At 63.4% G+C, this 10,782-nt stretch carries 9 protein-coding genes; 6 read left to right on the top strand and 3 right to left on the bottom strand.

The window, feature by feature from the left end; genetic code table 11:
* Nucleotides 1-438: 438 nt before the first annotated feature.
* Nucleotides 439-2,805: a 1-deoxy-D-xylulose-5-phosphate synthase N-terminal domain-containing protein gene (locus BMI87_RS21370; RefSeq protein WP_078523482.1), complete on the bottom strand. Its 2,367-nt coding sequence runs from the start codon at nt 2,803-2,805 to the stop codon at nt 439-441.
* 16 nt (nt 2,806-2,821) lie between these two features.
* Nucleotides 2,822-4,024, bottom strand: coding sequence for a methionine gamma-lyase (locus tag BMI87_RS21365; RefSeq protein ID WP_078523481.1), 1,203 nt, complete (start codon nt 4,022-4,024; stop codon nt 2,822-2,824).
* Nucleotides 4,025-4,134: 110 nt separating this feature from the next.
* Here BMI87_RS21365 and BMI87_RS21360 point away from each other — a divergent pair, with 110 nt between their 5' ends.
* The 5 genes from BMI87_RS21360 (at nt 4,135) to BMI87_RS22715 (ending at nt 8,299) form a co-directional block, all read left to right on the top strand.
* On the top strand, nt 4,135-4,590 hold the full coding sequence (locus BMI87_RS21360) for an Lrp/AsnC family transcriptional regulator (RefSeq protein WP_078523480.1): 456 nt from the start codon (nt 4,135-4,137) through the stop codon (nt 4,588-4,590).
* Nucleotides 4,591-4,689: 99 nt separating this feature from the next.
* Complete coding sequence (locus tag BMI87_RS21355) at nt 4,690-5,859, top strand: MerR family transcriptional regulator (protein WP_210402513.1); 1,170 nt, start codon at nt 4,690-4,692, stop codon at nt 5,857-5,859.
* Nucleotides 5,860-5,888: 29 nt separating this feature from the next.
* A complete protein-coding gene (locus BMI87_RS21350) occupies nt 5,889-6,428 on the top strand; it encodes a GNAT family N-acetyltransferase (protein ID WP_078523478.1) in 540 nt (179 codons plus the stop codon).
* A gap of 8 nt (nt 6,429-6,436) precedes the next feature.
* Nucleotides 6,437-7,513 (top strand): ribosome small subunit-dependent GTPase A, encoded by a 1,077-nt coding sequence (rsgA, locus tag BMI87_RS21345; protein WP_078523477.1) that lies wholly within the window; start codon nt 6,437-6,439, stop codon nt 7,511-7,513.
* 132 nt (nt 7,514-7,645) lie between these two features.
* On the top strand, nt 7,646-8,299 hold the full coding sequence (locus BMI87_RS22715; RefSeq protein WP_210402512.1) for an integrase: 654 nt from the start codon (nt 7,646-7,648) through the stop codon (nt 8,297-8,299).
* Here the strand turns inward: BMI87_RS22715 and BMI87_RS22710 are convergent.
* Nucleotides 8,288-9,067 carry a response regulator transcription factor gene (locus BMI87_RS22710; RefSeq protein ID WP_210402511.1) on the bottom strand — a complete coding sequence of 260 codons (780 nt, stop codon included), beginning with the start codon at nt 9,065-9,067 and terminating at the stop codon, nt 8,288-8,290. The genes BMI87_RS22715 and BMI87_RS22710 overlap by 12 nt on opposite strands.
* An 828-nt stretch (nt 9,068-9,895) precedes the next feature.
* Between BMI87_RS22710 and BMI87_RS21330 the strand changes: the two genes are divergently transcribed.
* Nucleotides 9,896-10,782: choice-of-anchor F family protein (locus BMI87_RS21330; RefSeq protein WP_146681726.1), on the top strand; the 887-nt coding region annotated here is incomplete at its 3' end.

Genomic DNA, 10,782 nt, shown 5'->3' with positions numbered 1-10,782 from the left:
TTCCACTCCTCTTCCAGCCAAGGAAGCGTAGCGGAAAACTCCAGCTTCAAACGGTCCAGTTTCCGGGGATCAGATCAGTAGCTCAATGTCTCGGATGACCGGTTTGGGGAAGCTGCGCCGCCGCGATGACCCGGCTGGCTAATGTCAGAATTGGGCCGATACTGACGAGTCAGGTGGTTCGGGCGGGAAGCGGTCCTTCGCTGCAGTCGCGAAGGCAGATATGGCGCCCTGAGGAAGCTGACCTTCATGCGGCAAGCCGAGCCTGAATCATCAAGGTTTGCACGAAGAACGTAGAACTGCCCTTGGCTTTGGAAAATCTTAGATGCTCCCGGTAAGCTTGTTTGGTAGTTCGCCCGGTTGCGATGATCGCGGTTGGGAGTGTTTTTCAGAAACAGGGCGCTTGAACCGTCGCTGGCCCGCTTGTCTTGATGTGCGCCTTTAAGCGCACCGCGCGCCCTTCGTCAGGCCGCTGACGGAGGCGGCCAGTGCCTCGCGGTCGATGCGGAAATGCCGGTAAAGATCGCCGACGGTGCCGGTTTGCCCGAAATGCTCGACCCCATGCGAGATGGTCCGGTGACCTGCAACCGCGCCGAGCCATCCAAGCGTCGCCGGGTGGCCGTCGATCACCGTTACCAAGGCGCAATGCCGTGGCAGGGGCGCCAGAAGCTGCTCGACATGGGAGCGCGCCGCACCGTTGCCATGGGCCCGTTCGCGTTGCGCCGCCGTCCAGCCCGCATTCAGCCGGTCGGCCGAGGTCACGGCCAGCACGCCGACGTCCCGGCACGCTTCCGCGATGATGCCCGCCGCGGCGATGGCTTCATCGGCGACGGCGCCCTGATAGGCGATGACCACCTCGCAATTTGGCCCCGGCGGACGCAGCCAGTAGGCCCCGTCAATGGCACCCTGCCGGAAGGCGTCGTCATGCCGCTTGCCGGGCTGCTCCAGCGGTTTCGTCGTCAGACGCAGATAGACCGATCCACCGGTCTCGTCGCGGAGCCAGGTCCGCTCGTCGGGGTCTCCCTCGCCATCGCGCTGGAGATAGTCGAAGGCCCATCCCATAATGACCGCCAGCTCGTCCGCGAAAGCGGGCTCGAAGCTCGCCAGCCCGTCCTGCGCCATCCCGGTGAGCGGCGTGCCGATCGACTGATGTGCCCCGCCTTCGGGTGCCAAAGTCACGCCCGAGGGGGTGCCGACGATTAGGAACCGCGCGTCCTGATAACAGGCGTAGTTCAGCGCATCGAGGCCGCGATGGATGAAGGGGTCGTAGACCGTTCCAATCGGGATCATGCGCTTGCCGAACAGGCTGTGCGACAGGCCCGCGGCCCCCAGCAGCAGAAACAGGTTCATCTCGGCGATGCCAAGCTCGACGTGCTGACCCTGCGGGGTAAATTCCCATTTCGCGGTCGAGGGGATGCGATGCTCGATGAAAGTATCCTCCCGCGCGGCGCGGGCGAAGAGCTTGCGCCGGTTGACCCAGGGCCCGAGCGAGGTGGTGCCGGTGACGTCCGGCGAGGTGGTCACGATCCGTTCGGCCAGTGCGCTGTCGCCCTTGGCGAGATCGTCGAGGATCTTGCCGAAAGCAGCCTGCGTCGAGATCTCCCGATCGGTCGCGACCGAGAGCGCGGGCGCGGGCAGCGTCGCATCGCTGTAGCGACGCGCGCCCTCGGCGAAGAACGGGACGCGATCGAGGAAGGCGCGCAAGCCCTCGACATCGGCGACCGTCGCGAAGGGCTCCCATTCCTGCCCCTCGGGCACGTTCATATGGCGCTGCCATTCGGCCATTTGCGCCTTGGTCATTAACCCGCCGTGGTTGTCCTTGTGTCCCGCGATGGGCGTGCCCCAGCCCTTGATCGTATAGGCCAGGAAACAGGTCGGCCGGTCATGGTCGATGGACGCGAACGTCTCTGCCATGGTCTCGACGCAGTTGCCGCCGAGGTTTTCCATCAGGGCCGCCAGTTCCGCATCCGAGCGCCGCTCGATCAATGCCGTCACATCGCCCTGATCGCCCAGATCATCCATCAGCCGTTTGCGCCAGACCGCGCCGCCCATATAGGTCAGCGCCGAGTAGTCCGCGTTCGGGCAGGCGTCGATCCAGTCGCGCAGGGCCGCGCCGCCGGGTTCCTCGAAGGCCGCGCGTTGCAACGCACCGTATTTCACCCGCACCACGTCCCAGCCGAAGGCTTCGAAGATCTTCTCGACTCGTCCGAACAGCCCCTCGCGCACGATCCCGTCGAGCGACTGGCGGTTGTAGTCGATGATCCACCAGCAATTGCGCAGTTCGTTCTTCCAGCCCTCTTGCAGAGCTTCGTAGACATTGCCCTCGTCCAGCTCGGCATCGCCGACCAGCGCCACCATGCGCCCGAGCGGCAGATCAGCGCCCCAGTCCTTGGCCGCGACATAATCCTGCACCAGCGATGCAAAGGCGGTGATCGCGACGCCAAGCCCGACCGAACCGGTGGAGAAATCCACGTCATCGACATCCTTGGTGCGGCTCGGGTAGCTCTGCACACCGCCGAGGCCCCGGAACGCCTCCATCTTCTCACGGGTCTGATGGCCCATGAGATACTGGATCGCATGAAAGACCGGCGACGCGTGCGGCTTGACCGCCACGCGATCCTCGGGCCGCAGCGCCGAGAAATAGAGCGCCGTCATGATCGACACCATCGACGCGGAAGAGGCCTGGTGTCCGCCGATCTTGATGCCATCCACCTTGGGACGGATATGGTTGGCGTGGTGGATCATCCAGTGCGACAGCCAAAGGAGCCGCTGCTCGAGGATCTTCAGGTGCTGTGCGTCGGAGCTCATCCTAACCTCACAAATCTCAAGCGCTGCGCATGACGCGCGCAGGCGCAAGGGCGCCATCCAGATCATCGAGGATATCCGACACGTCTTCCAGCCCGACCGAGAGCCGGATCAGCCCGTCGCTGATGCCATGCGCCGCCCGTTCCTCGGGGGTGTAGGTGGAATGGGTCATCGAGGCGGGGTGCTGGATCAGGGTTTCCGCATCGCCCAGCGACACCGCCCGCGCGATCATGCGCAGCCCGTTCATCATCCGCCGCCCGGCCTCCAGCCCGCCCTTCAGTTCGAAGGCGATCATCGCCCCCGCCTGCGCCATCTGACGGCTGGCGAGGTCATGCTGGCCGAAGCTCTTGAGCCCCGGATAATGCACCGCGGCCACCTCGGGATGGTTCTCCAGCCACTCGGCCACCACCTGCGCGCTGGTGCAGTGACGCTCCATCCGCAGGGCAAGGGTTTTCAGGCCGCGCAGGATCAGCATCGCGTTGAAGGGCGCCATCACCGCCCCGGTCATGTCTTTCATGCCGACCAGACGGATCTCGGTGATCGCCTCGGCCCGTCCGACCACGACGCCTGCGACCAGATCGCCATGGCCGCCCAGATATTTGGTGGCCGAATGCGCTACCAGATCGGCTCCGAGCGCGATCGGCCGCGTCAGATAGGGGGTCGCATAGGTGTTGTCGACCACGACCTGCGCGCCTCCCGAATGGGCGATGGCGGCGACCGTCGCGATATCGACCAGACGCATGTTCGGGTTCGCCGGCGTCTCGAAATAGACCACGCGGGTGCGCTCGGTCATGGCGGCACTCAGGTTCGCCGGATCGGTCAGGTCGACATGGGTGACCGTGATCCCGAACTTGGTCAGCCCGTGATGCATGAAAGCGAAAGTGCAGCCGTAAAGCGTCTTGTCGACGATCACCTCATCGCCCGGCGACAGAAGCGTCCAGAGGACGGAGGTGATCGCGCCCATGCCGGAGGCGAGCGCAAGCCCCGCCTCGGCCCCCTCCAAATCCGCCACCCGGCGCTCGAGCAAATCGAGCGTGGGGTTCGAGATGCGCGAATAGATATAGCCCGCGCGGTCCCCGGCAAAGGTCTCGCCCCCGGCCTCGGCGGTCTCGAAGGCGAAGGTCGAGGTCAGATGCAGGGGCGGCGTGAGGGCGCCCTCGTGCTCCAGCGGATCGTAGCCGAGGTGAATGGCGCGGGTGGCGAAACCTTGAGATTGGGACATGTGCGACCTCCTGTTTGCAGCAGAATATCGCGGTCTCGCATCTCGTGGATTGCGTTATTGACCCCCATTTGGCATCAGATTGGCATAATCTGCTAATTGGAAGCCGAAAGATGGACGAAAAAGATCGCCAGATCATCCGCGCCCTGCAACAGGACGGGCGCATGTCGAACCAGGATCTGGCCGCTGCGGTCAATCTCTCGCCCTCACCCTGTCTGCGCCGATTGCGCAACCTCGAAAAGGAAGGCGTGATCCGCGGCTACGCGGCGCGGGTAGACGCCCGCGCCTATGGGCTGCCGATCACCGCGTTCGTCCGCATCCGCCTCGAGCGGCACGACGAAGCCACCGTCCAGACCTTCGAACGCGAGGTCGGTCGCATGGACGAGGTTCTGGAATGCCATGTGATGACCGGCCAGACCGATTACCAGCTGCGTGTCGTCGTCGACTCGCTCGATGACTACGAGCGTTTCATCCGAGCTCGGCTGCACCGCGTCGGAGGGATCGGGTCGATCGACACGAGTTTCGCCTACGGCACAGTGAAGGAAAGCATGGTGTTTCCGATGAGGTGATAGCGCAGACCGACGCGACTTTCTCTTGACCTGTCTATAGCTTCACACCTTAGCACCGCCTTTAGTGATGAGAATCGGTGTGAGCGGATAGGGCGACTGATGTATCGGATTTCGGAACTGGCGGAGAGCGTGGGCGTATCGCGCGCGACGCTGCTTTATTACGAGAAGCTCGGCCTGCTGCACGGCCAGCGGCAGGCTAATGGCTATCGCGTCTACACCGACGCCGACCGGCAGCGGCTGCGTCTGATGCAGCAGCTCCAGGCAGGCGGCCTTAGCTTGAAAGAGTCTCAGGCCTGCCTCGATGGAAAGCTCGACCGAGAGATGCTGAACCATCGGCTTGAGACACTGGAGCACGACATCGCGGAGAAGACGCGGTCGCGCGACCTGCTCGCAGCACTTCTTGGGCGCGGCAGCCTGAAGGATTGGCACGAGAAAGTCGAGCGGGTCGCGCCCGACCTGCACCGCGCTTGGCTGATGACACAGGGTTTTTCCAGCGGGGAGGCCGCGCTTGTGGCGTGGCTGTCGAAGGATATGAACGCACACGACGATTACATGGCACGATTTATGGAGGTCTTCTCCGAGCTCGACCGGTGGGGGCCAGGAACCGAAGCGGCGACGCTGAAGGCACTGGCGGCGCTGCCCTTCGCTCCCGAAACGATCCTCGAGATCGGCTGCGGCCCCGGCATGGCGACGATGACGCTGGCCGGCGCGACTGCGGCGCGGATCACGGCCACCGACACCGCCGAGGTCGCGCTCGATAAGCTCAGGGCGCGGATCGCGGCGCGCGGGCTCAATGACCGGATCGAGGTGCAGACCGTCGACATGGCCGCAATCCCGACCCCAACGCGTCCCTGGGATGTGATCTGGTCCGAGGGCAGCGCCTATATCCTCGGCGTGGAAAAGGCGCTTGCGGACTGGCGGGCGCTTCTGCGCCCCGGCGGCGTCCTCGTGGTCTCCGACATGGTCTGGCGGACTGACAAACCCGAAGACGAGGTCGTCGCCTTCTGGGCCGCGGAATACCCCGCGATGGCGACGCCCGCGAGCCGCGTCGCACAGGCGAAGCGCGCGGGCTACCGCGTCCTCGGACATTTCGACATGGGGCGCGAGGCGATGGACACCTACTACCGCCCGCTCACCGCGCGGCTCGAGGCCCTGGAACCGGATCTCGCGGGAGCGCGCGTTCTCGACGACCTGCACCGCGAGATCGCCGTGAATCAGGCCGGATGCGGGCAGTTCGGATACGAGATGTTCGTGCTGGAGCGGGTCTGACCCCACCAGGCACCCGAGAGGATCGAGACATGGACTATTCAACGGACTACACCCCCCACGCCGAAGCGATTGCGGAGCTGTTCAGAGCGACCTTCACCGCCTCCGAGGGCGCAGAGGAAGGCGCGCTGATCGGCGCCCTTGTGCGCCGGTTGATCACGGAGACGCCCGCCGAGGATCTGCGCGTCTTCACCGCTTGGGAGGACGGCACGCTCCTCGGCGGCATCTTCTTCACGCGCCTCGCCTATGCGAGTGATCCGCGCACGGTCTTCATGATGGCCCCCGTGGCTGTGGCGACAGCGCATCAAGGCAAGGGCATCGGGCAGCGGCTGATCGCCCACGGCCTCGACGTGCTCCGGCGGGAAGGCATGGACATCGCCGTGACCTATGGCGACCCGGCCTTCTACGGTCGCGTGGGCTTCGAGCCCGTCTCGGAGGCCGACCTGCGGGCGCCGCAGCCACTCCAGCATCCACAGGGCTGGATCGCCCAGTCCCTGACCGACGCGCCGCTGACCCCCCTGCGCGGCACCGCCCGCTGTGTCGCCGCCTTCGACGACCCGGCGCTCTGGTAGGCAGGCACATGGTTCGAGACTACTCCGCCTTCCTGCCCGGAGGCACGCCAAATCGGCGCGCGCCCTCTGCGCTTGAGCGGCTGGGCTGGGGCCCGGCCTTCGCACGGCAGATCGACGTTGATACGCTGACCGCGACACCGCCGGTGCGTGTGGTCGCCGTGCATCGCAGCGGGTTGCAGGTAGCGGGCGACGGCATAGACCAGACAATCCCGCCGGGACCGGACGCCACGGTCGGCGACTGGTTGCTGCTCGACCGCGCGCGCCCGAAGTCGAGCCGCGTGCTGGAGCGCAAGAGCCTGATCAAGCGTCGTGCGCCGGGCACGGGCAGCGAGGTGCAGCTGATCGCGGCGAACATCGACACCGTCTTCGTCGTCACCTCCTGCAACGCGGATTTCAACGTGGCGCGGCTGGAGCGCTACGTCGCGCTGACCTTCGAAGCCGGGATCGACCCCGTGATCGTCCTGACCAAGGCGGATCTGACCGACGACACCGCGTCCTTTGTCGAAGCGGCGAGAGCGGTGTCGGAGCGGGTGCCGGTCGTGGCGCTGGACGCTCGCAGCGCCGCGCCCATCGAGGCGCTGGCCGACTGGTGCAAGCCCGCCCGCACAGTTGCTTTCCTCGGCTCATCCGGCGTGGGCAAATCCACCTTGACGAACGCGCTCCTCGGCACGCAGGCCATCGCCACACAAGGCATCCGCGAGGACGATGCCAAAGGCCGGCACACCACGACCCGGCGCGAGCTGCACGGCACGCCCAGCGGCTGCCTCGTTCTCGACACGCCGGGCATGCGCGAAGTGCAGCTGACCGACGCTGCCGCAGGCATCGCCGACGTGTTCGAAGATATCGAGGCGCTGGCTGCAAGTTGCCGCTTTACCGACTGCCGACACGAGACCGAGCCCGGCTGCGCTGTCCGATCCGCTATCGAGGACGGCAGCCTTGACGCCTCGCGGCTCGCGCGCTGGCGCAAGCTCCAGGCGGAGGAGACCTTCAACTCCGCCACCCTTGCGGAGCGCCGCCAAAAGGACCGCGCCTTTGGCAAGTTGGTGCGCAGCGTGATCAAGGCGAAAACCGATCGAGAGCGATAGGTCCGAGCCCTACCAATCCGGTTCAATTTGGGCTTGATCCTGGCATTCGCTTCAATCGCACCCTGATGTGCTAAGCTTAGGCGCCAACGTCGGGTTGTGATCAGGTGGGCGTGGTGGACTGGGAGAACACCCGTGCAAACTGAAAACCTACCTTTCATTCGTGCCCTCCGTCCCGCTTGGAACAAGGGGCGCACCGTCGGGCAGAAGCGACCACTTCTGCCAAAGCATGTCTGGGCGATCCGCGTGGGGCTGGAAATCGCCAAAAAGGTGCGCAACCTGGCGCTCTTCGATCTCGCCATCGAAATTAAGCTCCGGGGATGTGATCTCGTGACATTGAAAGTCGCCGATGTCTTCGCCGCTGGTCAGGTGAAAGAGCGAGCTTCGATCATCCAGAGCAAGACCCGAAAGCAGGTTTGGTTCGAAATCACCGAGGGCGCCTGCAATTCGCGCGCGGATTGGCTCGACAATCCGGCGATTGCTGGGTCAGAGTATCTTTGGCCTGAGCGTTTCGATGAGCGCCTTCGCCTCCAACGGCATGCGCGGGCTGATCGAGAGCACATGCGCGTTGTTGTCAAAGCTCAGCGGAGCGGCCGGCGATGCATTCTCTCTTTGCGAATATCTCAACCGCGCGGACGAACTTGCATAGGCTCTGCCGATGGCAATGTCGATGCTGTGCCTGCGCGGCCTGGCGCGCAAGCAGCCGATCAGACAATTTGCGAAAACCAAACCCTAACCCCGCCCGCCGTTTCCGCGCGGCGAGGCGTTCCATGTCTTCTACAAATGTGAGGCTCTTGCCTCGTGACGGTGATACCAGACAGCCGCCCCTGTCCGGTTACTCACGCCGAGCTTGTTGATAATCCGATGCGTATGGATCTTCGCAGTGTGCTCTGAGACCTGAAGGCGATCCGCGATGTTCTTGTTCTGCTGCCCGGATGCCAGAAGTTGTAAGACCTCCCGTTCGCGCCGCGTCAGCGTGTCCATCACGTCCGGCGTCGGCTCCAGGTCGAGGCCCGGCTCGGCAAGCTTTCTCGAGGCCGCTTTCGACACAGTCAATCCGGTTTCAAGAAGCGCCGGCGGGACAACGTGCCCCCCCGACAGGATGATGCGCAATGTCAGCATCCAAGTCGTGATATTGATGTTCATCGGCAGGAAGCTCACCTGATTGAGCAGAGCGCCCGATCGAAGGAAATCCATTGCTTCGCTGTCAGGCCTGTCCTCGCTGTAGGCAATCGCGAAGCGCATGCGCGAAAGAGAAAGTGCTTCTCCCCGCGCCGCGATGAACGCTTTCAGTCCCGCGGCGTTGCCTTCCTCCACGATCAAAGCGCAAATCCTGTCGCCATTCGCAAAGCGGGCATTCTCATCGCGGCGTTGAGGGATTTCCTCCAGGTAGTCTACGCGGACCACCGGGATATCCGGCACCTCGCTCTCGAGCGTCCGAACGATCACATCGCTGAAAATCTCCCGCGGCCCCACGAAACAAATGCACGCATCACTCCTACGCCGCGGCGCAGCTCGAGACACCCCGCTTAAACCCTCCTTGTTGAGCGTATTCATATCCCCTCCGACTTTCAGCCTCCCCAGGCCTTAATGGAATAGGATAGCACAGGCGCGTGAGCGGGCTATCCGCCCAAATGATATATGGCACCTGAGGGAATGCGGAATACGCGCTGCGATAGCACTCAACGTGACAGGACGGACACGTCAGACTTCGCTCACCGAAGCTCCGTCCTCTTCATGAAGATCTGCTTCCATCTCAGCATCCGTCTCGTCTTTGCCCTTCAGGACACCGGTGCTCTTGAGATGTAAAGTGACGATCCGTCTCGAAGATCGGGAAGCGGGCGCCGCCAAGGGCAGGCATTTCGAGTGTGCCAAAGATTGCTCTCGGCGGCACTGACGAACTTTAGCGCCTCCTGTTCACCGGCATATTGCTCGTAGGGTGGATCGGTATGAAGTGACCAGACTCCGCAACGGGCTTTGGAAGGCTGTCGTGTCTTCTTCACCTTCACCAAATAGGACGGCTTTGGCGCAGGCGACCTGTGCCAAGTTTTCATCGGCCGTCTGACACTGCATATGGCCGGGCGCGTGCATGACTTCGGTTCTGCACCCTTCTCTCCGTCAATATGCGGCACGATAATGCCACCCCCCCCCCGCGGGGCGAGCGACTTATCCGCAACACTCAAACAGGACTACAAATTCATTGATGCAAATCAACGAATACGTGCGAGGGCAACATTAGCGTGATTACCGAAGTCCGTGCGAGGGAACTTCAGAAACGCGCCGAGGCAAACGCACGGACATGTCGTCAGTACGATCGAGTGAAGAGTCGTTTGGTTCGCGCGCAGATTTTGTCGTGGCGATGGCCTTGGGGAATGGGGATAAAGAATGTCGAATACACTGCTTACCAATTTGAAACGCACCGTAGCGCCGGCCGCTTTGCTGCTGTGCCTCGGGAATCCGGCCTGGTCGGGCACATTTGATGACGCACCTGTCATCAGCGTGACCGGCGATGGGCTTATCTTCTCCGATCCGTCGGAAGGCGTTGAACCGCCCGGGCTCAAGGCCGTGACGGGGCAGGTCAACGCGGATTTTTCGAACACGAGCAACCCGCAAGGTATCACCAACTGCCTGATGGCGAATACGCCGGATTTTACCTGCACGGCCCCTCCCGGCTCGGGCAAACGGGTGAAGACGCAGCTGACCGGCCCGACGCCAATGGATATCATGCTCTCGACGCAATCGAGCGGCGGCATCACCGAGTACTACACCTACGGCAAGACCTCGAACCTCACCGGCGCCCGTATTCTGGCCTTCAAGGTACAGCTCGGCACCGGCTCGGGTGACAGCTTCACCCCCTTCGATACGGCCGCCCCCGAGTACGCGGCACTCTTCGATCCTGATTACAACTCGAAGTTCAACCTGCCCGACGGGCTCTTCGGCGATGGCGGTCAGGAAGAGGCAGGCATCGGCTTCTTCGACAGCACCTCCGCCGAGATGACCATCGCGAACAACGCCAACACGCTCGACGCGACCGACCTGTCGAATAGCGTCCTGGCCAACTATTTCGGCAACTCGCTGATCGACAACAGCATGCTGCCGAAAGCCTTCTTCTGGGACGCAACCGGCACGCCTGTCGCCTCGGACGAGGACCAGCTCATCGCGTGGTACAACCTGAGCGCTGGCCAATGGCAGTATGGCAATCTGGGCGTCGACAGCTCGACCTATCTGAATGACAAGCTGCAGGCGATGGCCGACTCGCTGGGCGTGACGGT

It is taken from the genome of Thioclava sp. F28-4 (assembly GCF_002020045.1).
Lineage (GTDB): Bacteria > Pseudomonadota > Alphaproteobacteria > Rhodobacterales > Rhodobacteraceae > Thioclava > Thioclava sediminum.
The sequence above is the reverse complement of the archived record's forward strand: the minus strand, read 5'-3'. Positions and strand labels throughout refer to the sequence as shown.

Coding starts and splice junctions, on each gene's coding strand:
- BMI87_RS21370 (WP_078523482.1), bottom strand. CDS start 2,805: ATGAGCTCCGACGCACAGCACCTGAAGATCCTCGAGCAGCGGCTCCTT.
- BMI87_RS21365 (WP_078523481.1), bottom strand. CDS start 4,024: ATGTCCCAATCTCAAGGTTTCGCCACCCGCGCCATTCACCTCGGCTAC.
- BMI87_RS21360 (WP_078523480.1), top strand. CDS start 4,135: ATGGACGAAAAAGATCGCCAGATCATCCGCGCCCTGCAACAGGACGGG.
- BMI87_RS21355 (WP_210402513.1), top strand. CDS start 4,690: ATGTATCGGATTTCGGAACTGGCGGAGAGCGTGGGCGTATCGCGCGCG.
- BMI87_RS21350 (WP_078523478.1), top strand. CDS start 5,889: ATGGACTATTCAACGGACTACACCCCCCACGCCGAAGCGATTGCGGAG.
- rsgA (WP_078523477.1), top strand. CDS start 6,437: ATGGTTCGAGACTACTCCGCCTTCCTGCCCGGAGGCACGCCAAATCGG.
- BMI87_RS22710 (WP_210402511.1), bottom strand. CDS start 9,067: ATGAATACGCTCAACAAGGAGGGTTTAAGCGGGGTGTCTCGAGCTGCG.